The organism is Streptococcus panodentis (assembly GCF_017884005.1).
Lineage (GTDB): Bacteria > Bacillota > Bacilli > Lactobacillales > Streptococcaceae > Streptococcus > Streptococcus panodentis.
In genome coordinates this window covers 41,786-62,672 of sequence record NZ_QFAY01000019.1, presented here as the reverse complement: position 1 = coordinate 62,672, position 20,887 = coordinate 41,786, and the positions used below count along the sequence as shown (strand labels likewise).

Sequence of the window (20,887 nt, the reverse complement as noted above, 5' to 3'; positions counted from 1 at the left end):
AGCACCCTTAGCTCAACTGGATAGAGTACCTGACTACGAATCAGGCGGTTAGAGGTTCGACTCCTCTAGGGTGCATAGAAAAAGCGAAGTCGGTTGACTCCGTTTTTAGATTGTTTGCGGGAAGTAGCTCAGCTTGGTAGAGTACTTGGTTTGGGACCAAGGTGTCGCAGGTTCGAATCCTGTCTTCCCGATAGAAGATTCGCGCTGGTGCAGCCATCATGAGGGGCTGCACTAGCTTCTTTTTTGAAATCAATAAGAGTCCGGAATGTACATTTCGGATTTCTTTTGTTATTCTGGCGCTTGATGTTTTCCAAATGTTCTTATAAATTGTTAGCTTCTCGAGCTCTTGAAAGTTGTCAATAAAACTAGTGAAGCTTGGATATTTTTTTAGTTTGATTTTAGTCTATCATCTTGAAATTAGAAAATGATAGGCAGGGCGAGCGGCAGACTGCTCAAAACACCATTTTGAAGTTGTGTATAGTTACAAAAAGCGTACGACAAGGTGAGCTAACCATGCTAATACTCTTTGAAAGTCGAAGAAGGCTGCATTAGAGGTCTTTGATGAAGTCCTATTCTACCTGCATCGGTTTGCTTGGTCATCTCCAAATTTCTTTGAAAAGTATAAGCTATATTGGCAGTCATGTCTGGTCCTGCGGATCTTTTCTGTCGGTCTTTCAGGCGCTGGCTAGTCTGAATTTTCAGGATTTGAATACAGAGTGAAATTACATCAGTGAATATTCATCTGACAGCATAATGGTTTCTTTTCCATCGTTGTCAACAATATAGACTTTTCTAGGGAAATAGGGGTCGAAAGGATAGTTTAAATCAAAGGCGATGGCTGTGTTGAAATTTTTCTGGGTGAATCGCAGAGTGACTTTTCCCTTGTGATTGATGATTTCGAACTTAAGGACAGAGCGCAGTTCGAAAACCCCTTTGAGATTATTGTCAATGATATGCCAAAAAGAGTCTACGATTTCCTCAGGGAGGCTGGTCATAATGCCAAAGCTGGCGTATCTTCCGTGTGTATTTGTAAATGCCATGAGAGACTCCTTTCCTGCAGCTGATTTTCTTATATCATACCGAAAAATACTTGAGAAAGCAAGGAATTGCTATGCTTTAACCCCTGTCCGATCCAATCTTTCGAATCTCCATACTCGTCGGAAATTTCTTCCGATTATGTCAGCGGCGTCTTTCTGTTCGCCAGCATGCCAGCGCCTGCTTTCTTGGTTTGCTGATGATTTTCATTAAGTACGGCCTTTTCGAAAAGTCAGCTTGACAAAAGAAAAAGAGCTTGCGCTCTTTGACAACTTTATCGATTCTTTAGTTCAACATAACGTTTGTACCAAATATTTACATAAGCATCTGAAAACGGACCTCGCCCTTTATTGATCCAGTCAACCAGGATTTTGACATTTTCTTTGAGAATGAAATCCAAATCATTAGAATATTTCATCTGTTTTTTGTGGCGTTCATATTCCTCGACATCCAGCAGACGCTTTTCACCGTCTGCAAAGACCTTGACATCCAAATCATAGTCAATGTATTTGAGGGCTTCGCTGTCCAAATAGTAAGGACTGGCCAGATTGCAGTAATAGGAGGTTCCATTGTCACGAATCATGGCAATGATATTAAACCAATATTTCTTATGAAAGTAGACAATGGCGGGTTCGCGTGTTACCCAGCGTCGGCCATCGCTCTCTGTTACTAAGGTATGGTCATTGACGCCGATAATGGCGTTTTCTGTTGTCTTTAGTACCATGGTATCTCGCCAAGTGCGGTGAAGATTCCCATCATGCTTATAACTTTGAATTGTAATAAAGTCGCCTTCTTTTGGAAGTTTCATAACTTACCAACTTTCTACAATTTTTAAAGTTTATCACCTTTATTGTAACATATTTTCATAGAAATGCATAAGTTTTCAGAGAAAAAACTTACAGATATTCCCTCAGGGCGCTGGCAATGTCAGAAAAATCATAGCCTTTACGGGCCAAGGCCTGAGTGAGGCGCTGTTTTAAGTCGTAACCATCGTATTTTTTGGAATATTTGCGGTATTGCTTGTCCAGCTCTTTGTAGAGCAGCTCTTGCTGGCTTTCTTCGTCTTCTTCGATTTCTAGATGCTGATAAGCTGCTTTGGCTTGGCTGTAGGAGAATCCTTTATTAATCAAGGATTGGAGAATTTTATCCTGCAGGGCCTTGCTGGGGAGATTTCCCAGATATTTTTTCAGTAATTTTTCGGCCACCTTATCGGTCAATTCTGTGAAGTCAGACTGATTAAGTTCTTCCTCAATAACTGCGCTGGAAATGCCTTTTTGACTCAGCTTTTGCTGAAGGACGTAGGGGCCTTTGTCCCCTGAAAGCAGATTGGACTGGATAAAAGACTGGGCATACTGGCGGTCGTCCAGCCAACTGTCAGCTTTGAGCTTGCCAATGACGCTGCTGATGATGCTTTCTTCAATGCCGTGTGCGACCAGATAATTCCGTACTTCCTGAGTGGTTCGCTGCTTGAAGGACAGGTGATAGAGAGCCAGATTTTTTCCATGGGAAAATTGGGCATACTCTTGGATTTCCTGCAAATCCTGCTCCTCTATTTCCATCCCCTTAGACAGCATGAAACGGACAATGGTGTCTTCTGTAATATAGAGCCGCTCACTGTCGTCCAGCTCCAGCAGATAGAGGCGCTTTTTCTTTTCGATTTTGGTGATTTTCATAGGTGGTGGTTGAGAATTCCTTTCTTCTAGCCAAAGGCTTCAAAGGCGGCAATCAGGCGGAGTTTGTCTGCATCGACATCCTTCCTGCCATAGTAGTCTAGAAAGAGCTCTGCATATTGAGGATCAGATAAATTATAAGTAAGAGACCAGATGGCCCAGTAAAGGTCAATATGCCGGTCGCTGAAGCCGGCTAATCCTAAATCAATAAAGCAGGAAAAGGTTGCTGCGTCTTTCAGGATAAAATTGGGCAGGCAGGCATCTCCGTGGATCAAGGCATCTGCTGTCAAAAGGTGTCCTTGATCCTGGATCAGCTGATAGGCTTCTTCTCGATTCTGGATTTGAAATTGGGGCAGTAAAGCCTTTTCGTAAAAGCAGCCTTTTTGGTAGTTGTCCTTAGCTTCTTGTTTGTAATCTTCGATGCGATTGCTGACTGGGAAATGCCGGGGCCGCAGGACGTGAAGTTTTTTGAGTGAGGCTGCCATGGTCTGGCACAGTGCTTCTGCCTGCCCGAGAAATGCAAGGGCGCTTTTGTCGGAAGCTTCTCTGGTCAGCAGATAGTCCTGATCTGTACTGAAATAGGAAAGGACTGGGACGCCGAGTCCTTGCTCTTCAAACCATTTGGCAAGTGTGACTTCCTGGGCTAATTTGCCTTTTTGGTCCATCTTCAGGTAATAGCCTGTGTCTAAGTAAAGGACTGTTGCCCCTGAATGGGAGGAAGAATCGTAAATATTGGCCCTCTCTATATCAGTTCGTATTTCTTGAGGGAAATGGTCCAGTGGGAGAGATATTTTTTCTGTTTTCATACTTTTATTGTAACATATTCTCAACGAATGCGAGGCTGCGTGGTATAATAGAAGCATGAATGTGAAAGTGAAGCAAAGAATCCCTTTGAAAATTAAGAAAATGGGCATTAATGGGGAAGGGATTGGATTTTATAAGAAGACGCTGGTCTTTGTGCCGGGGGCGCTCAAGGGCGAGGAAGTTTACTGTCAGGTGACCAAGGTCCAGCGGAATTTTATCGAGGCCAAGCTCTTGACTATCAATAAGCGGTCAAAATTTCGGGTGGAGGCGCCTTGTGAGATCTATGACAGCTGCGGCGGCTGCCAGATCATGCACCTGCACTATGACAAGCAGCTGGAATTCAAGGAAGACTTGCTGCGGCAGGCTCTGAAAAAATTTGCGCCGGCGGGTTATGAAAGTTATGACATTCGGCCGACCATCGGTATGCAGGAGCCGCTCTATTACCGGGCCAAGCTGCAGTTTCAGACTCGGAAGTTCAAGGGCGAGGTCAAGGCAGGTCTCTATGCGCAGAATTCTCACTATCTGGTCTCGCTGAAAAACTGTTTGGTTCAGGACAAGCTGACGCAAAAAATCATCAATAAGGCGGCCCGGCTTTTAGGGAAATACAGGCTGCCCATCTATGATGAGCGCAGGACCGCCGGAGTCCGGACGGTGATGGTCCGCAGGGCCCGCAAGACCGGTCAGGTTCAGATGATTTTTGTGACCAGCCGGAAACTGGATTTTTCAGATTTGGTCAGGGATTTGACAGCGGAATTTCCGGAAATTGAGACGGTAGCGGTCAATTACCAAACCAGCAAATCCAGTGAAATTTATGGGGACAGGACAGAAATCATCTGGGGAAAAGAGGCCATTCAAGAAGGGGTGCTGGACTATGAATTTTCCCTGTCGCCTCGGGCCTTTTATCAGCTCAATCCTGAGCAGACCGAGCTGCTCTACAGCGAAGCGGTCAAGGCGCTGGATGTCGGCCCCGAAGACCATTTGATGGATGCTTACTGCGGGGTAGGGACCATCGGCTTTGCTTTTGCCAAGCGGGTCAAATCCCTGCGCGGTATGGATATCATTCCAGAAGCGATTGAAGACGCTAAGCGCAATGCAAAGCGGATGGGCTTTGACAATACCCACTACGAGGCTGGGACGGCAGAGGAAGTGATTCCCCGTTGGTATCGGGAAGGCTATCGGGCGGATGCTTTGATTGCCGATCCGCCGCGGACAGGACTGGACGACAGGCTGCTGGAGACCATCATCCGCTATGCGCCCCCAAAGATGGTTTATGTATCCTGCAATGTCTCCACGTTGGCGCGGGATTTGGTCAAGCTCAGTCAGGTCTATGATGTCCGCTATATCCAGTCGGTGGATATGTTTCCCCATACCGCTCGGACAGAAGCGGTGGTCAAGCTGGTGAGGAAGGAATCGGTCAGAATGCCTTGAGCTCAGCGTCTGCCTGATAGAGTTAGTTATTTTAATTAGAATTGGATAGGCGAAGAAAGGAAGCGTGCGAGAGGAGAATCCCTTTCTCGCTTTTCTTTTTTATAGTCTTTTCCTTTGCTTTTAGCAGTGAAACTGTCCGGGGGACAGTTTCAGCCAATCGCTTAAAACACAGGACGATAGGACAGCGAGCTGCTCAAAAGCTCCAGTGGAGGTTTTGAGGTGGCAGATAAAGCTTCCGCTAGGAAGTGTCAAAAAGCTCCAGTGGAGGTTTTGAGCAAAAAGCTCCAGTGGAGGTTTTGAGGTGGCAGATAAAGCTTCCGCTAGGAAGTGTCAAAAAGCTCCAGTGGAGGTTTTGAGGTGGCAGATAAAGCTTCCGCTAGGAAGTGTCAAAAAGCTCCAGTGGAGGTTTTGAGGTGGCAGATAGAGCTTCCGCTAGGAAGTGTCAAAAAGCTCCAGTGGAGGTTTTGACCGCGTCAAGAGTTTTTTTACCAAAACAAAGCGAGTTAACGACGGAATAAAAGAGAAACTAAATGACGATACTTTGAGTCTGGGAGGGCTTTTGTGGTATAATGATAGAAAAAGACAGTGAGGTAGCTGATATGAACAATGTGATTGATTTGTCTATTCCGGTAGCAGAAGTGATTGATGCGCATCCAGAGGTTTTGGATATTCTGGTGGAGCTGGGCTTTGCTCCTTTGGCCAATCCGCAGATGCGGGAAACGGTCGGACGCCAAGTCAGTCTCCTGCAGGGTGCAGCGATGCACGGTCTGCCCATTGAAAAGATTCAGTCCCTGCTGGAAGCTAATGGTTATGAAGTAGCTGGTATAGACTGATGGCTGCGGAGCGGATTGAGATTCTCAAATCCATTCTGCTGGATTTGCATCAGGGTGCTTCGGCGGAATCGGTTCAGGAACTCTTTAACGAGCATTTTACAGGTGTGTCCGCCATTGAAATCAGCTTAATGGAGCATGAGCTGATGAATTCGGATTCGGGTGTGACCTTTGAAGATGTCATGTCCCTTTGCAATGTGCATGCCAACCTTTTTAAGGGAGCTGTGCAGAATGTAGAAGTGGCCGATACGGATCATCCGGGTCATCCGGTGCAGATTTTCAAGCAGGAAAATCTAGCTCTGCGGGCAGCCCTCATGCGGGTGCGGCGGCTTCTGGATACCTATGAGCAGTCTGATGATGCAGAGATGCTGACGGAGATTGGCAAGGGTCTGCTGCGGCAGCTGGGCTTGGTCGGACAGTTTGCTATTCACTATCAGCGCAAGGAAGAGCTCATGTTTCCCATCATGGAGAGCTATGGGCATGATTCGCCGCCCAAGGTCATGTGGGGCGTGGATGATCAGATCCGCGGGCTTTTTCAGGAAGCTAGGGCAGCTGCTCAGCAGCTGCCGGAGTTAGAGGTTTCCGCAGTCAAGGAAAAGTTTGAAATCTTTGCGGCTGAGTTTGAAGCTATGATTTTCAAGGAAGAGTCCATTTTGCTCATGATACTCCTCGAGTCCTTTCATCAGGATGACTGGCTCAAGATTGCCGAGGAGAGCGAGGCTTATGGCTATGCCATCATCAAGCCGACGGAGAAATGGATTCCTGAGCGGCACTCATTCTCGGAGGAGGAAGCTGGGGAGGCTGCTGATGCAGGCAGCGAAGCGGCAGCCAGTAGAGAGCAGCCTAGTGATGGCAGGTTTCAGCAGGTCATTGATACGCCGGATGGGCAGGTCACTATTTCCTTTGAGCCTAAGGAAAAGAAAGAGCAAACCTTTAATCGGGAGTCCCAGCAGCCTTTTGGCCATGGCTATCTGTCGGTGACGGAGGCCAATTTGATTTTGGACCATCTGCCCATGGAGATTACCTTTGTCAATAAGGAGGATATTTTCCAGTATTACAATGACAGTGTGCCGGCGGACGAGATGATTTTCAAACGGACGCCGTCCCAGATAGGGCGCCATGTCGAGCTTTGCCATCCGCCTAAGTTTTTGGACAAGGTGCGGCGGATTTTCAAGGCTCTGCGCGAGGGGCAGCGGGACAAGTTTGAGATGTGGTTCAGGTCGGAATCGCGGGGCAAGTTTGTCCATGTGACCTATGCGGCGGTGCGGGATGAAGCTGGGGAATTTCAGGGGGTGCTGGAGTATGTGCAGGACATTCAGCCCTTCCGTGACATTGACAGTGATTTTTACCGAGATTTGGACTAAGTATCTGCAGCTAGAAAGTGAGAAAAATGAGCTACGAACAGGAATTTTTGCAGGAGTTTGAGGCTTGGGTCAAGACCCAGGTTATGATCAATGAAATGGCGCTCAAGGAGAGTCAGGCTGTCTATGAGGCAGATCAGGACGAGCGGGCCCGAGAGGCCGCTATCCGCTATGAAAGCCGTCTAGATGCCTATCAGTTTCTCTTGGGTAAGTTTGCCAATTATCAGGCAGGCAAGGGATTTCACGACCTGCCAGACGGACTTTTGGGTGAGAGAAATTATTGATTTTTCGCTGGAAAGGTGATAGAATAGGTTCATCAGAGGTGTTTTGAATCCCGCATTTTACAGAAAGTGGCGGTGCTGAGAAGTCCACAAATGCGTCAAAGCTGGTTGCTGATGGATGAAAAATTAAAATATTAGAATAGTCTTTTTGTTTCCTTTTAGGACTAGGCAGCGAGTTGCAGGCTGTACTGAAGTACGTCAAAGCGAGCTAACGACGTCATAAAAGAAAAACAAGAAGACGAGAGTTGCGGGCTCTGCCCGAAATTGGGTGGTACCGCGGATAAACACATTCGTCCCTGTCATGGATATGGCAGGGATATTTTTATTTTATAAAAGGAGGCGGCACATGAAAATCTTAGAAAAGTACAATGGCAAAGAATTGCCGAGGCTTGAAACAGAGCGCTTGATTCTGCGCCAGCGGACGTCGGAGGACGTGCCCGCTATGTTTGACTATGTCAGCCTGCCTGAGGTTTGCTATCCTGCGGCCGTTCCCCTGATTGAAACTCTGCAAGATGAGTATGATTATTTTGAAAATCATTACTATCAAAATCTTGAAAAGAAAGGCCTGCCGTCGGGCTATGGGATTACGGTCAAAGGAAGCGATCAAGTCATTGGCTCCTGTGATTTCAATCACCGCCATGCGGATGATGTCTTTGAGATTGGCTACCTGCTGCATCCGGACTACTGGGGGCAGGGCTATATGGCTGAGGCGGTCAGTGCCTTGATTGAAGTGGCTTTTACTATTTTGAACCTTCATAAGGTTGAAATCGTCTGCTATGATTACAACAGGCAGAGCCAGCGCGTGGCGGAGAAACTGGGCTTTAGTCTGGAAGGACGTATCCGTGATCGCAAAGATACCCAAGGCAAGCGCTGCGCAGAGCTGAGGTATGGACTGCTGAAGAGTGAGTGGAAGGAGAAAGAACATGGCAAAAAAGAAAAATCGTAAAAAAGAATTAAAACGTCAGCAGAAATTGAATATCAAAGTCATTTCTGAAGAAGAAGCTGCATGGACAGAAGCATTAGCTCACAAGCCAGTATTCGTAGAGCGGCGCCGTATTCAAAACTTTGATGAGCAACACACCGCAATAATCCAATACGCTGATGAGCATGGCGATTATCCAGATGTTCAGGAAATCAGTCATCAATTAAGAAACGGGACTTTTATTTGGAATCCAGATCATGAACTTTTTAGAAAAGCGATGCATACGCCCAACAAATATAAACGAAACAACTTGCTGAAACAAGTGTTAGAGCTCAATCCAGATTATTTCGCGGCGGAGTTTCATCTATTTGCATCAGAAGTTGAAGACTTTGATTTGCCGACCTTTGAAAAAGTCTTAGAATTTGAAGCCCTTGTGTTATCAAAATGGAAAACAAATAGATACAACGATTGGAATTATTTTGAGTCTCGTCCAGTTTTAACTGCACTGCTGTTTCTGATTGAATATTATATGGGAGAAGGCTGTTACCATAAAGCCTTGGAATTGGTTGATTTGTACCTAAGTAAGCGACCAGAACGCTTCCCGCCCAATTTTGTTTTCTGTATGCTTTCCCTGTATCATATGACTGGTCAGGAGATAAAGGTTGAGCGCTTCTATCAAGAGGCACTGAATAAAGGAAAATGCGATGATACTGTATTGGTACATGCTGTTATTGCTGCTTTCTTGCGAGGAAAACTAGAGGAAGCAAGAAAATTATTTGCAAAGTTAGCGGAGATGAATACTGAAGCGATTGCCTTCTTTGCTGCAAAAGACTGGTATTTCCAAGTGTTTGAAATAGAAGAGCAAGAATTCTACTATCCTAACTCAAACGAGTCGCTGATGGCGAGTCTCTATCCGCTTTTTGATTTTTTAGAGAAAAACATTATCCTAACGGAATTTTTGTCTAATGAAGCTAAAAAATTAGGAGGCAAGGAGCATATTACCATTCCTTATGGACTAGAAGAAGGTTTGGCTGAGCTCGCTGACTTATTTTCTTTAATGGGGGAACCCGAAATGAAGGGGATTCGAATGGATTACGCTCGAATTTTCTTAGACAATGGCATTAGTACCTCAGCTGATTTCAAAGATTGGACAGAAAAAGAAGTCCTAGCTTTAAAAGGCATTGGTCCTGTTACGGTTAAAAAACTAAAAGAAAATGGTATAAAGTTTAACAAAGCGAATTAATCGTTTATTGAAAGGGATGAAGCGGGCTTGCTTTAATTACAATCGCTAAAGCAGACGAATCATAGAGAAGATTGACTTTACTGTCGAAACTCGTATAAGGGATCGTAAGGATACTCAGGGCAATCGCTGCGACGAGATGAGATATGGATTGCTGAAGAGGGAGTGGGAGGGAATAAGATGAGCGATGTAAAAGAGGAAGTAAGCTCTTTATCTGAGGAACAGTTACGTCAAATTGATGTGGAGTACGCTGAATTAAATGATAGTGATATTATCGAGCGATTAGCTTATTTAGAAATTAACAACAATGAAAAACGTATTGTCATCTCTAATATTGAACCAACCAAGGAAATAATGTCAGTCTCGAACCAAATTCTTGAGATTCAAAAGGATTTTCAAAAAATCAAGAATATGTTCGAATTGTTTATTTCAGATGTCTCGGATTTTTTAAGTATTAAGAATAAACTTGAGTCAAAGGAATTAGAAATTGAAGAGGCAGACGTGAATCGTTTCATGATTCATTTATTATCCAGTGGAAAATTGTTTGTCGATTTTAATGAAAACCAAATTAAACAAAAATATTCCAAGGATAGTGAGGAGTTTGATTGTATACATGGTTTTGCAAGCTATCAGTATGATACCAATTTTGCTTATCGATTTTGTCATTCATTGAGGAATTATTCACAACATATTGACTTACCAATAAATAAAGTAAAAGCTGTTAGCCCAGATGATGAAACTGTTATAATTGATTTCTATATTGATTTAGATTATCTTTTAAATTCCAACTTTAAATGGAAAAAATTGAAAGTGGAGTTGATAAAACTAAATCAAGAAACATCTAAGATTGATGCTATAGCTCTAGTGAAAGAATACTCTAATGCTCTCACAGAGCTCTATGCTAATTATAATAAGTTGTTTTTAAAGTTAAACCATAATACATTAGTAGATATTAAATCAAAGTTGGAATCATTAAAATTGAAACACTCTAGGTATTATATTTCAAAGATAAGCAAGTACGATCTCAAATATAATCCTGGAAATTATACTATGTCACCACTTGCATCATTTGCTGAAATTGAAGAGATTTATATTGAACTTTCAAAAATTGGTTTGGTTAATATTATCAATAAAAGTAATTAAAGGAGATCACACATGTCTAAACAACTTTCACCAAAATACAATCCAGCCGAGGTTGAGGCTGGCCGCTACGCGAAATGGCTGGAGGCGGATGTTTTCAAGCCGTCAGGCGACAAGAAGGCACACCCTTACTCTATCGTGATTCCGCCGCCGAATGTGACAGGGAAATTGCATCTTGGTCACGCTTGGGACACGACTTTGCAGGATATTATCATCCGTCAGAAGCGCATGCAGGGCTTTGATACCCTCTGGCTGCCAGGCATGGACCATGCAGGGATTGCGACTCAGGCCAAGGTTGAGGAGCGCCTGCGGGAGCAGGGCGTATCCCGCTATGATCTAGGCCGGGAGAAATTCCTGGATAAGGTCTGGGAATGGAAGGACGAATACGCAACCACTATCAAGGAGCAGTGGGGCAAGATGGGCCTGTCTGTCGACTACTCTCGTGAGCGTTTTACTCTGGATGAGGGCCTGTCAAAAGCTGTCCGCAAGGTCTTTGTCGAACTCTACAAAAAAGGCTGGATCTACCGCGGGGAATTTATCATCAACTGGGATCCGGCGGCCCGCACAGCCTTGTCTGACATCGAGGTCATCCACAAGGATGTGGAAGGGGCCTTCTACCACATGAACTATGTGCTGGAAGACGGTTCTCGTGCTCTGGAAGTGGCGACCACCCGTCCGGAGACCATGTTTGGGGACGTAGCCGTTGCGGTCAATCCGGAAGATCCCCGCTACAAGGACTTGATTGGCCAAAATGTCGTCCTGCCGATTGCCAATAAATTGATTCCCATCGTGGCTGACGAACATGCAGATCCCGAGTTTGGTACAGGTGTCGTGAAAATTACTCCGGCCCATGACCCCAACGACTTTGAGGTCGGTCAGCGCCACAAGCTGCCGCAAGTCAATGTCATGAACGACGACGGAACGATGAATGACTTAGCCTTTGAATTTGCCGGTCTGGACCGCTTTGAAGCTCGTAAGGCAGTTGTCAAGAAGCTGGAAGAAATCGGTGCCCTAGTCAAGATTGACAAGCGGGTCCACTCCGTCGGCCACTCAGAGCGGACCGGTGTAGTCGTTGAGCCACGCCTGTCTACCCAGTGGTTTGTCAAGATGGACCAGCTGGCCAAGAATGCCATTGCCAACCAAGCTACCGACGATAAGGTAGAATTTTACCCGCCGCGCTTTAATGATACCTTCCTCCAGTGGATGGAAAATGTCCACGACTGGGTCATTTCCCGCCAGCTCTGGTGGGGGCACCAAATCCCGGCCTGGTACAATGCTCAAGGCGAGATTTATGTGGGCGAAGAGGCACCGGAAGGGGACGGCTGGACCCAGGACGAAGACGTGCTGGATACTTGGTTCAGCTCGGCTCTTTGGCCCTTCTCAACCATGGGCTGGCCGGATGTAGACTCAGCAGACTTCAAGCGTTACTTCCCGACCTCAACCTTGGTAACGGGTTATGACATCATCTTTTTCTGGGTATCTCGGATGATTTTCCAATCTCTGGAATTCACCGGCCGTCAGCCTTTCCAAAATGTCCTCATTCATGGGCTTATTCGTGATGAGCAGGGGCGCAAGATGTCCAAGTCTCTGGGCAACGGGATTGATCCGATGGATGTTATTGACAAGTACGGTGCCGATGCTTTGCGCTGGTTCCTGTCAAACGGTTCTGCCCCAGGTCAGGATGTCCGCTTCAGCTATGAAAAGATGGATGCTTCCTGGAATTTCATTAACAAAATCTGGAACATTTCCCGCTATATCCTCATGAATAATGAGGGCTTGACGCTGGATGCGGCGCGTGAGCATGTGGCCCAGGTGGCGGCTGGCCAGGCTGGCAATGTCACCGACCGCTGGATCCTCCACAATCTCAATGAAACCATTGGCAAGGTCACTGAAAACTTTGATAAGTTTGAGTTTGGTGTGGCTGGCCATATCCTCTACAACTTCATCTGGGACGAGTTTGCTGACTGGTATGTGGAGCTGACCAAGGAGGTGCTTTACAGCGACAATGAAGACGAAAAGGTCATCACCCGCTCTGTCCTCCTCTACACGCTGGACCAAATCCTGCGCCTGCTTCACCCCATCATGCCTTTTGTGACTGAGGAAATCTTTGGTCAGATCTCAGAAGGCAGCATTGTGACAGCGGCTTATCCAGTGGTTCGTCCAGAGTTTGACGATGCTGAGGCAGCAGCTGGCGTGGAAGCCCTTAAGGATCTGATCCGTTCGGTGCGCAATAGCAGGGCTGAAGTCAATGTGGCTCCAAGCAAGCCGATTAGCATCTTGATTAAGACGACAGACGGCGCGCTGGAAGAATTTTTCAAGGCCAATGTCAACTATATCAAGCGTTTCACCAACCCAGAACATCTGGAAATCGGAGCGGATCTAGAAGTGCCAGAGCTGGTCATGTCCAGCATCATCACCGGCGCTGAAATCTACCTGCCCCTGGCTGACCTCCTCAATGTCGAGGAAGAGTTGGCCCGTCTGGAAAAAGAATTGGCCAAATGGCAGAAGGAACTGGACCTGGTCGGCAAAAAACTCAGCAACGAACGCTTCGTCGCCAACGCCAAAGCAGAAGTCGTCGAGAAAGAGCGGCAAAAACAAGCCGACTACCAGGCCAAGTATGATGCGACAGAGGAGCGGATTGCGGAGATGAGGAAACTTGTCTAGCGGTCTAAAATCGCTTGATCCGTCGTTAGCTCTGCTTGCCGTACTTTTGACACTTCCTATAGGAAGTTTTATCTCCAACCTCAAAAGCTCCCCCAGAGCTTTTGAGCTACCTGCACCTCGCTGCCTAGGCTGAAGCTGCTTTTAGCCGCGCTAGACCTAAGGATACGATAACAAGCGAAAAGTATCGGGATGCCTCACTAATTTTGAACAATGAGAACAGAAAACACGGTGAATTATCCGTGTTGAGACTGAAGACAAAGTTATCCAAAGTCTTTCCTTAAGTGAGTGCGGACGGTAGCGACTTCCTTCGGAATTCCATACCTAAGATTTGAGCCTAAAGTCTCAAATCTTCCGAGCGCCTGAAACTAAAGAGTTTCAGGCGCTTTTCTCACAGCGGAAAGACTTGGTTGATCTTTGTTTTAATTATAGCAATGAGCTTTTTCTTAATTCTTTGTAAGAATTTATAAAATTTTTACAAAGAAAATGGAATTTGTCTACGTTCTGAACACGGTGAATTATCCGTGTTTTCCTATTTTCTGAGCATTTTTCCGAATATTATAGTGAAAGTCCTGTTTAATTTGTTTTTTGGCTTCAACTGTAGTAGAATGTAACTACAGAATAAAAAGTAAAAGGAGTGATTTGATGGCTGTACCAACTTCGGTCCGTTTGTCGGATGAATTAAATGAAAAGCTGACTTTGTGGACGAGTTCCCACAATATTTCTAAGTCAGAATTTATTGCCCAGGTTTTGGCAGAAAAGTTAGAGGATCTTTATGACATTCAAGAAGCTGACTTGGCCATGCAGGAGTGGCTGGACGATGGACAGACGATCCACTCTCACGACGAGATGAAGAAGCGCTATGGCTAGATATCAGGTTCGTTATGCCTCAACTTTTTTCAAGGCTATGGACAAATTGGACAGGGGGACGCAACGGGTCATTGCCAAGTGGATTGACAAACATTTGGTGAACGTGGACTTTCCTAAAGCGCCAGGGAAATACCTGACCGGCAGGCTCTCGGGCTATGTGCGCTTTCGTGTCGGAACTTATCGGATTATTGCTAAAGTTGACGATGAAGATTTTGTAATTCTCAATCTCCATGTGGCCAAGCGTTCGGAGGTTTATCAGTTTAAAGGGGAGGAGTGAAAGTAGAATTTCAGGCAATCTGCCAGTGCGCGAATGTTGCATACAGAGAACGGAAAACACGGTGTAAAAACTGTGTTTTTTTGGTATAATATGAAACATAAAGGAGGAATTTTAGATGGCAAATCTTTTAGATATATATTCAGAGAATGTTTTATTAGATAACATTGATAATGAACAAATTGATATTGATTCTGAAGAAGAGGGAGAAGTTGATGAGACCCCTTCAAATAGGAAATTGTATATAGATAAGGTTGATAAATCTACTTCTGATTTGATTCGTATGATAAAAGAAGGGGAACTGATTTTACAGCCGGAGTATCAAAGAAAATTTGTCTGGAACCAGAAAACAATGTCACAGTTTATTGAATCTTTGTTACTTTCAATTCCTATCCCTACAATTTTTCTTGCTGAAAATGAGGATGAGACATTAGAAGTAATTGATGGACAACAACGTCTCACTACTGTCTTTGCTTTCTTTAAATCAATTTTATCACAAGAAGAGTTATCTAGTTTTAGTGATGCTAATCAACAGTTATTAGAATTAGAACCTTTGAAATTAGGAGGTTTAAATACACTATCAGATTTCAATAGAAAAACTTTACTTGAACTGGATGAAAAAATGCAGCGTAAATTTAAAAACGTCTCATTATCTATTGTGATCATCCAAAAAGATTCTTCTGAAGATATTAAATATGATATTTTTTCAAGGATAAACCAGGGTTCTATTAAGTTAAATGGTCAAGAGTTATTAAATGTAATGTATAGGGGTAAGTTTTTATCTGCATTAAACAAGGTTTGTGAATTAGAAGAAGTTGATGAAATTTTTGGGAAAAGAGCTGTTTTGAAAAAAAGGTATGGCTATAACGAGATATTGCTACGTGCTTTTGTTTTAAGGGAGTTTGTGGATGATGTAAGTTGGAATATAAAACAAGTTGAAGTTAAGTATCCGGAACATCTGGGAGGAAAAAAAGTTAGGACATATGGTGGAAGATTAAATACTGCTATCATTGAGTTTTTGAAAGAGTTCAGAAACGATGAGAAAAAATCTAACGATTTAGAAAAATTTGCTTTAGATGCTATAAAGAAAGTTAGATTAGTTTTTGGTAATGAAGCATTTAAACGGATAGATGACAAGGAGTTGGCAACTAGCATTAATAAAACGGTTGCCGAAGTGCAATTAATCACACTATCTAGAATCCCTCTAGCAATAATTGAGGAGAAAAAAGAACAGATTCGAGCTTCTTTTAAAGAATTTTTGAAACAAGAAAATGCCGATTTATTTGTTAGAGGAACCAATAATACTACTAATTTTGCTAAACGGTATAAATGGGGGAAAAAATTATTTGAAAAGTTAGGAGTATAATCATATGGATATTGAAAGAATTTTTGAAAGCTACGATAATTATATAAATATCTATCAGCATGAACTCAATAAATTGGATTCGAACGCAAGTAATTTACTACTTAATTCATTATATCTTTCAGTTTATACTACATTTGAATATTTCTTAGAAAATCTGATTCAAAGTTATGTTAGGTCAATTACTGAATCTGATAAAGGAATAAAACTTGAAGGTCTTAAAGGATCAATTGCAATGAAATATTTTATTAACACTAATAAAAATAGCAAAAAATTAGAGCAGTTGTTAAAAGATCCAAAAACAAAAACATATGATAGCATAAAATCTATTTTATATAATAAAATAGATCAAGAGGAGCTGTCCAAGTATCTTAGATTCGAGTTTCTTCATGATAATAAATTGAAAGAACATTATCCAGATATTTTTGCGCAGATATTTAACGATTCAGAACTTTTAGAACATATTGAATTATCAACTTTTGAAACAATATCCAATGTTAATCAGGTTCAAAAATACTCTGCAGCAAATTTTATCTCGAAGTACAGAGACATAAGAAATAGTATAGCTCATGAAAATTTCCATTTTTCAATTGAAAATGAACAATTCGTTGAATATGTAAGTAATTTTAAATATATTATATCGGAAATGATAAAAAAATATGAAAGTGTTAATAATTTTCCTATAACTAATAGTTCGAATGATTTACTGAAAGAATTTAGTTAAATTTTAGAATTCCCAATTTTTATTTTACATAGCAACAATTTTAGAAAAGAGTCTTTCTATGCCAGATGGTGTGAGTTTGTTTCAGGATACGCTGATTAAGTCCTTGAAGTTTGGTTTTGTGGATAATGTCAGGTATCAAGAGGGCGGGTATTCGCCGCAGATTTTGATTAATGACCAGGAAGCTAAACGCTATGTTTTGGCGGATTTGCAGGAGGAGTTGGGCAAGTGTCAGGCCTTCTACATTTCGGTGGCTTTTATCACCCAGTCGGGTATTGCCTTGATTAAGTCGCAGTTGTCTGATTTGATGGATAAGGGGATTGAGGGGAAGATTCTGATTTCCCCTTATCTGGATTTTAATGACCCGATTGCCATGCGGGAATTGCTCAAGCTGAGGAATGTCGAGGTTCGTTTGACTCCTGAGAGTATGCAGATGCATGCCAAGTTTTATCTTTTTGAGCATGAGGGCAAACAGGTGTTGATTTCTGGTAGTTCCAATCTGACCCACCATGCGCTCAAGATTAACTATGAGTGGAATATCAAGCTAACCTCTACCCATAATGGGGACTTGATTCAGGCTACCAAGGCAGAGTTTGAGAAGATTTGGGCTAAATCAGACCTCTTGACGGAGGAGCGGATTGCCTCCTATGCTAAAAAACGTCGGCCGACGATTCGGCCGGATCAGATCCAGGATGAAGGCACTTCGGAATATCAGCTGAGAGAAATCAAGCCCAATAAAATGCAGCAGGAGGCCCTGAAAGGCTTGGCTGCTATTCGTGAGTCGGGTAAGGATCGAGCCCTGGTCATCAGTGCAACGGGGACTGGGAAAACCTTCTTGTCAGCCTTTGATGTCCAACAGTTTGAGCCCGAGCGGATGCTTTTTATCGTCCACCGGGAGCAGATTCTGCAAAAGTCCCTCAAGGATTTTCAAAAGGTTCTGCAGTTTTCTGATTCGGAAGCTATGATTTACCATTTTGGTGCTGACTTGGCTGGCAAGAAATATATCTTTGCGACTATTCAAACCCTATCGCGAGATGCTAATCTCCAGCTATTTCCTGAGGACTTCTTTGATTATATTCTGATTGACGAAGTGCACAAGGCTGGGGCGGCTTCTTATAAAAAGGTCATGAATTATTTTCAGCCGGAATTTTACCTGGGCATGACAGCGACGCCGGAGCGGACTGATGGGCAAAATATCTATGAGCTCTTTGATTACAATGTTCCCTATGAAATTCGTCTGCAGGATGCCTTGGATAATGATATGCTCTGTCCTTTTATCTACTATGCCGTCAAGGAGATTGAAGTCGAAGGACTGTTGGTTAATGAAAAGACCACGATTGCCAATCTGACCTCAGACGAGCGGGTCAAGCACATTATCAATAAGCTTGATTTTTATGGCGTGAGTGGGACCAAGGTCAAGGGCTTGATATTCTGCTCTTCTAAGAAAGAAGCGCGTGAGCTGGCGGTTAAACTCAATCAAGAGGGTAAACGTTGTCGGGCCTTGACCGGTGACGATAGTATGGATACACGAAATGATGTGGTTGCCCAGTTGGAAAATGGAGACTTGGATTATATCCTAACGGTGGATATTTTCAACGAAGGAATCGATATCCCATCTGTCAACCAGGTGGTTATGTTGCGGAATACCCAGTCCAGCATTGTCTTTGTCCAGCAGCTGGGCCGAGGCCTACGTAAGCACGAGAGCAAAGAGTATGTGACCATTATCGACTTTATCGGAAATTACAAGAATAACTACCTGATCCCCATTGCCCTTTTTGGCGATAAGTCCATGAATAAGGATAATTACCGTCGGGAGCTCCGGGAACCCAATATTCTCAATGGTTTGACCACCATCAATTTTGAGGAAGTCGCTAAGGAGCAGATTTTTAAATCAATTTCTATTACCAATCTGTCCAATCGGGTCATTCTAAAAGAGGCCTATATGGAAACCAAGAATCGCTTGGGCCGTACTCCAAACTTGAGTGATTTTTGGAAACTGGACACCCTGGATCCCTATGTCTTTTTTGATAATTTTAACCATTATGGAGAGGTTATCGCTTCCTTTGACAAGGACGATCGATTTGTTAAAATTCCTGAATTAAATGGTTTTCTGACTTTTCTTTGTAAGGAGTTGTCCAACGGTAAGCGAAAAGAGGACCTTTATCTGTTGAAAGTCTTGCTGGAAAAAGGACAGATTTCCCAGTCGGATTTTGAACAATTTTTAAAAGAAGCAGGCTTGCACGTTTCTGATGCGCTTTTGAGGTCGATTGAGGCCTGCTTAACCTATGACTTTTTCATTAAAAGAGACCAAGAAAAGTATGATTTACCCGCCTTAAAAATTGAAAATAACATTTATCAACTGAATCTAAATTTCTCTCAATTTCTAACAGAGGACTATCGGAATTTTATCTTAGATATCATTCAAACTGGCTTGGATCGATCAGAGAAATACCCGCAGGAGCCTTTGACCATCGGGGAGAAATATTCTCGGAAAGATGCTGTGAGACTACTCAAGTGGGACAAGGACGAGAGTTCTACCGTTTATGGCTACAAGGTCAAGCATGGAACGTGTCCCGTCTTTGTCACCTATCACAAAGAGGAAGACATCACGGAAACAACCCAGTACCAGGACGGATTCTTATCAAACAAGGTCTTTCATTGGTATTCTCGGAGTAATCGGAGTTTCAAGTCCAGAGAAGTAGCTGAGATTATGCGGTCTAATCAAACCGGTCTAGCTCTTCATCTCTTTATCAAGAAGGAAGATGGTGAGGGAAGCGACTTCTATTATCTGGGTCCGATTCACTATTTGGAAGATAGCACTCTTGAGACTAAAATGCAGGATGGCAAGACCCCTGTGGTCACGATGAATTTTGAATTGGCCAACGAGGTTTCTGCTACACTTTATGATTATCTCACAAAAAAATAAGGCATGAAACAGAAATCGGTAGACGAAGTCTCGATTTCGTAATTCAGCCCTGTGAGTTTGTTCAAGGTTATTATAGTCTTTTAGTTTGCTTTTAGTACTAGGCAACGAGCCGCAGGCTGTACTGGGGTACGGCAAGGCGAGTTAACGACGGAATAAAAGATAAACTAAATGACGATATTAATAAAAAAGAGGCTGGAATCTTTGCATCACAGCCTCGTTTTTTTAGATAGTATTTCCACTGCCGGTCGGTCTACAGGGGCCCAGTTGAGAGTTTTTAGTTCGTTAGGGGCTAGCCAGGTAGAATTTTGGTGTTCCAAAAGTTCAAGATTTCCTGAAATGAGACGAGCATGGTAGGTTTTCATGATGACCGTCCCGAAGTCATAGTCATAAGCGGCCTCATTGATATAGGAAAGAATTTCGATGGTAGAGTTGAGTTCCTCTTGAATTTCTCGGACCAGAGCCCTTTCGGATGACTCGCCTTCTTCTAATTTTCCACCTGGAAATTCCCAGTAGCCACCTAGGCTTTTGCCTTCCGGTCTTTGAGCGCAAAAAAATTTTCCGTCCTTCTCAATAGCTGCCGCGACGACCTGGATGATTTTTTTCGACATGATTTTCTCCTTTAAACTATCATATCATAAGCCGAATAAAATTGCAGGATAGATTGATTATCTGGAACTTTTATCTTCCCAATTTTTAAACTAGAAATGGCAGCAGTAAACAGGCTCTTTATAATGAGAAGATCTATCAATCTGTTTTGAAGGCAGATCTGCTGCAGGCCAGAGGGGAGATTGTCCTGCTCTGCACTCATATCTCAGTTGATAAGCTGCTTCAGCTCAAGGGAAACTATCCAAAACTTAACATAAAACTGGTAGTGCCAAAAGGAGCCAAAAATCTTCATTTTTTAAAAAGGCTGGAAGATGAGTACTTGAAAGTTTTACCGATTGATCGAAAAGTTATCATGAATATGCTGGTGGTTGACTACTCCCTTGTCTGGTATGGAACTTTGCCGGAGATAGGCAATGCAGGCGGGGAAGGGTCCAGTCTCCTCCGCCTAGAGAGCCCTAGTCTGGTCAGCGAAGTCCTGTCCCAGCTGCAGTTAGATGGGCTTTTGCACTCAGTGAAAATCAAAGACGGCAAGTGATAAGAGTCAGAACAATGGGTAATCCATCGGCTCATTGACCTGCAAGGAGTTCCACGGAATCTCTCTGACCCCTATATCAAGTTTTACAGCTGAGACAGAAGCAGTGCTTTTGCTGCTGTCTATGGAAGCTCCATTCACAGCCTCAGATAGTCCCCCAGACTATTTGAGCAGCCTGCAGCTGGCTGCCTAGTTTACTGATGATTGTCGTTGAGTCTATTTT

Annotated in this window: 19 protein-coding genes, 2 tRNA genes and 1 pseudogene; 17 read left to right on the top strand and 5 right to left on the bottom strand. The window is 43.5% G+C overall.

The genetic code is table 11. The features are described 5' to 3' along the window. Position 1 precedes the first annotated feature (1 nt). Together DHL47_RS09260 and DHL47_RS09255 are read left to right on the top strand one after the other, a co-directional pair. A tRNA-Arg gene (locus DHL47_RS09260) sits at positions 2 to 75 on the top strand. A gap of 42 nt (positions 76 to 117) precedes the next feature. Beyond that, positions 118 to 191 (top strand) — tRNA-Pro (locus tag DHL47_RS09255). Between the two features lie 531 nt (positions 192 to 722). Here DHL47_RS09255 and DHL47_RS09250 read toward each other — a convergent pair. The 4 genes from DHL47_RS09250 to DHL47_RS09235 all read right to left on the bottom strand — a co-directional run bounded on the left by DHL47_RS09250 (position 723) and on the right by DHL47_RS09235 (position 3,511). Beyond that, entirely contained in the window at positions 723 to 1,040 is a 318-nt protein-coding gene (locus DHL47_RS09250) for a DUF960 domain-containing protein (RefSeq protein ID WP_128837102.1), read from the bottom strand. Between the two features lie 269 nt (positions 1,041 to 1,309). Beyond that, positions 1,310 to 1,843, bottom strand: coding sequence for a nucleoside tri-diphosphate phosphatase (gene ntdP / locus DHL47_RS09245; RefSeq protein WP_128837101.1), 534 nt, complete (start codon positions 1,841 to 1,843; stop codon positions 1,310 to 1,312). Between the two features lie 88 nt (positions 1,844 to 1,931). Next, positions 1,932 to 2,708 (bottom strand): recombination regulator RecX, encoded by a 777-nt coding sequence (recX, locus tag DHL47_RS09240; RefSeq protein WP_209551658.1) that lies wholly within the window; start codon positions 2,706 to 2,708, stop codon positions 1,932 to 1,934. Positions 2,709 to 2,734: 26 nt separating this feature from the next. Next, positions 2,735 to 3,511 (bottom strand): aminoglycoside 3'-phosphotransferase, encoded by a 777-nt coding sequence (locus DHL47_RS09235; protein WP_209551657.1) that lies wholly within the window; start codon positions 3,509 to 3,511, stop codon positions 2,735 to 2,737. Positions 3,512 to 3,566: 55 nt separating this feature from the next. Here DHL47_RS09235 and rlmD point away from each other — a divergent pair, with 55 nt between their 5' ends. The 14 genes and pseudogenes from rlmD to DHL47_RS09170 all read left to right on the top strand — a co-directional run bounded on the left by rlmD (position 3,567) and on the right by DHL47_RS09170 (position 19,526). Then, on the top strand, positions 3,567 to 4,937 hold the full coding sequence (gene rlmD, locus DHL47_RS09230) for a 23S rRNA (uracil(1939)-C(5))-methyltransferase RlmD (protein WP_209551656.1): 1,371 nt from the start codon (positions 3,567 to 3,569) through the stop codon (positions 4,935 to 4,937). A gap of 599 nt (positions 4,938 to 5,536) precedes the next feature. After that, complete coding sequence (locus DHL47_RS09225; protein ID WP_128837125.1) at positions 5,537 to 5,770, top strand: DUF1858 domain-containing protein; 234 nt, start codon at positions 5,537 to 5,539, stop codon at positions 5,768 to 5,770. After that, the gene (locus DHL47_RS09220) at positions 5,770 to 7,131 is read left to right on the top strand and encodes a DUF438 domain-containing protein (protein WP_209551655.1); all 1,362 of its coding nucleotides are present in this window, start codon (positions 5,770 to 5,772) and stop codon (positions 7,129 to 7,131) included. Before DHL47_RS09225 ends, DHL47_RS09220 begins: the two co-directional genes overlap by 1 nt. 26 nt (positions 7,132 to 7,157) lie before the next feature. Continuing rightward, positions 7,158 to 7,412, top strand: a complete 255-nt coding sequence (locus tag DHL47_RS09215; RefSeq protein WP_209551654.1) for a DUF1912 family protein — start codon at positions 7,158 to 7,160, stop codon at positions 7,410 to 7,412. A gap of 343 nt (positions 7,413 to 7,755) precedes the next feature. Next, on the top strand, positions 7,756 to 8,355 hold the full coding sequence (locus DHL47_RS09210) for a GNAT family N-acetyltransferase (protein ID WP_128837096.1): 600 nt from the start codon (positions 7,756 to 7,758) through the stop codon (positions 8,353 to 8,355). Then, a complete protein-coding gene (locus tag DHL47_RS09205) occupies positions 8,333 to 9,574 on the top strand; it encodes a helix-hairpin-helix domain-containing protein (RefSeq protein ID WP_209551653.1) in 1,242 nt (413 codons plus the stop codon). The genes DHL47_RS09210 and DHL47_RS09205 overlap by 23 nt, the downstream gene beginning before the upstream one ends. 28 nt (positions 9,575 to 9,602) lie before the next feature. Then, positions 9,603 to 9,755, top strand: a pseudogene (locus tag DHL47_RS13400) (GNAT family N-acetyltransferase); the annotation flags it as partial. Further along, entirely contained in the window at positions 9,752 to 10,714 is a 963-nt protein-coding gene (locus DHL47_RS09200; protein WP_209551652.1) for a ribosome-binding factor A, read from the top strand. The pseudogene DHL47_RS13400 and the gene DHL47_RS09200, both read left to right, overlap by 4 nt. Positions 10,715 to 10,726: 12 nt before the next feature. Further along, the gene (locus DHL47_RS09195; RefSeq protein WP_209551651.1) at positions 10,727 to 13,375 is read left to right on the top strand and encodes a valine--tRNA ligase; all 2,649 of its coding nucleotides are present in this window, start codon (positions 10,727 to 10,729) and stop codon (positions 13,373 to 13,375) included. A gap of 642 nt (positions 13,376 to 14,017) precedes the next feature. Next, entirely contained in the window at positions 14,018 to 14,242 is a 225-nt protein-coding gene (gene relB / locus DHL47_RS09190; RefSeq protein WP_209551650.1) for a type II toxin-antitoxin system RelB family antitoxin, read from the top strand. Further along, the gene (locus DHL47_RS09185) at positions 14,235 to 14,519 is read left to right on the top strand and encodes a type II toxin-antitoxin system RelE family toxin (protein WP_209551649.1); all 285 of its coding nucleotides are present in this window, start codon (positions 14,235 to 14,237) and stop codon (positions 14,517 to 14,519) included. Before relB ends, DHL47_RS09185 begins: the two co-directional genes overlap by 8 nt. Before the next feature lie 115 nt (positions 14,520 to 14,634). Further along, entirely contained in the window at positions 14,635 to 15,882 is a 1,248-nt protein-coding gene (locus tag DHL47_RS09180) for a DUF262 domain-containing protein (RefSeq protein ID WP_209551648.1), read from the top strand. A gap of 4 nt (positions 15,883 to 15,886) precedes the next feature. Further along, the gene (locus DHL47_RS09175; RefSeq protein ID WP_209551647.1) at positions 15,887 to 16,603 is read left to right on the top strand and encodes a HEPN domain-containing protein; all 717 of its coding nucleotides are present in this window, start codon (positions 15,887 to 15,889) and stop codon (positions 16,601 to 16,603) included. A gap of 58 nt (positions 16,604 to 16,661) precedes the next feature. After that, positions 16,662 to 19,526 carry a DEAD/DEAH box helicase gene (locus DHL47_RS09170; protein ID WP_209551646.1) on the top strand — a complete coding sequence of 955 codons (2,865 nt, stop codon included), beginning with the start codon at positions 16,662 to 16,664 and terminating at the stop codon, positions 19,524 to 19,526. A gap of 206 nt (positions 19,527 to 19,732) precedes the next feature. Here the strand turns inward: DHL47_RS09170 and DHL47_RS09165 are convergent, their stop codons facing one another. Further along, positions 19,733 to 20,134: a (deoxy)nucleoside triphosphate pyrophosphohydrolase gene (locus DHL47_RS09165; RefSeq protein ID WP_209551645.1), complete on the bottom strand. Its 402-nt coding sequence runs from the start codon at positions 20,132 to 20,134 to the stop codon at positions 19,733 to 19,735. Between the two features lie 146 nt (positions 20,135 to 20,280). Between DHL47_RS09165 and DHL47_RS09160 the strand changes: the two genes are divergently transcribed. Next, positions 20,281 to 20,667 carry a phospholipase D-like domain-containing protein gene (locus DHL47_RS09160; RefSeq protein ID WP_209551644.1) on the top strand — a complete coding sequence of 129 codons (387 nt, stop codon included), beginning with the start codon at positions 20,281 to 20,283 and terminating at the stop codon, positions 20,665 to 20,667. Positions 20,668 to 20,887 lie beyond the last annotated feature (220 nt).

What these genes read in the sequence shown, in the direction of transcription:
- DHL47_RS09220 (WP_209551655.1), top strand. Translation starts at nt 5,770, where the DNA reads ATGGCTGCGGAGCGGATTGAGATTCTCAAATCCATTCTGCTGGATTTG.
- DHL47_RS09165 (WP_209551645.1), bottom strand. Translation starts at nt 20,134, where the DNA reads ATGTCGAAAAAAATCATCCAGGTCGTCGCGGCAGCTATTGAGAAGGAC.
- DHL47_RS09210 (WP_128837096.1), top strand. Translation starts at nt 7,756, where the DNA reads ATGAAAATCTTAGAAAAGTACAATGGCAAAGAATTGCCGAGGCTTGAA.
- DHL47_RS09185 (WP_209551649.1), top strand. Translation starts at nt 14,235, where the DNA reads ATGGCTAGATATCAGGTTCGTTATGCCTCAACTTTTTTCAAGGCTATG.
- DHL47_RS09175 (WP_209551647.1), top strand. Translation starts at nt 15,887, where the DNA reads ATGGATATTGAAAGAATTTTTGAAAGCTACGATAATTATATAAATATC.
- DHL47_RS09250 (WP_128837102.1), bottom strand. Translation starts at nt 1,040, where the DNA reads ATGGCATTTACAAATACACACGGAAGATACGCCAGCTTTGGCATTATG.
- DHL47_RS09170 (WP_209551646.1), top strand. Translation starts at nt 16,662, where the DNA reads ATGCCAGATGGTGTGAGTTTGTTTCAGGATACGCTGATTAAGTCCTTG.
- rlmD (WP_209551656.1), top strand. Translation starts at nt 3,567, where the DNA reads ATGAATGTGAAAGTGAAGCAAAGAATCCCTTTGAAAATTAAGAAAATG.
- recX (WP_209551658.1), bottom strand. Translation starts at nt 2,708, where the DNA reads ATGAAAATCACCAAAATCGAAAAGAAAAAGCGCCTCTATCTGCTGGAG.
- DHL47_RS09180 (WP_209551648.1), top strand. Translation starts at nt 14,635, where the DNA reads ATGGCAAATCTTTTAGATATATATTCAGAGAATGTTTTATTAGATAAC.
- ntdP (WP_128837101.1), bottom strand. Translation starts at nt 1,843, where the DNA reads ATGAAACTTCCAAAAGAAGGCGACTTTATTACAATTCAAAGTTATAAG.
- relB (WP_209551650.1), top strand. Translation starts at nt 14,018, where the DNA reads ATGGCTGTACCAACTTCGGTCCGTTTGTCGGATGAATTAAATGAAAAG.
- DHL47_RS09225 (WP_128837125.1), top strand. Translation starts at nt 5,537, where the DNA reads ATGAACAATGTGATTGATTTGTCTATTCCGGTAGCAGAAGTGATTGAT.
- DHL47_RS09215 (WP_209551654.1), top strand. Translation starts at nt 7,158, where the DNA reads ATGAGCTACGAACAGGAATTTTTGCAGGAGTTTGAGGCTTGGGTCAAG.
- DHL47_RS09195 (WP_209551651.1), top strand. Translation starts at nt 10,727, where the DNA reads ATGTCTAAACAACTTTCACCAAAATACAATCCAGCCGAGGTTGAGGCT.
- DHL47_RS09205 (WP_209551653.1), top strand. Translation starts at nt 8,333, where the DNA reads ATGGCAAAAAAGAAAAATCGTAAAAAAGAATTAAAACGTCAGCAGAAA.
- DHL47_RS09200 (WP_209551652.1), top strand. Translation starts at nt 9,752, where the DNA reads ATGAGCGATGTAAAAGAGGAAGTAAGCTCTTTATCTGAGGAACAGTTA.
- DHL47_RS09235 (WP_209551657.1), bottom strand. Translation starts at nt 3,511, where the DNA reads ATGAAAACAGAAAAAATATCTCTCCCACTGGACCATTTCCCTCAAGAA.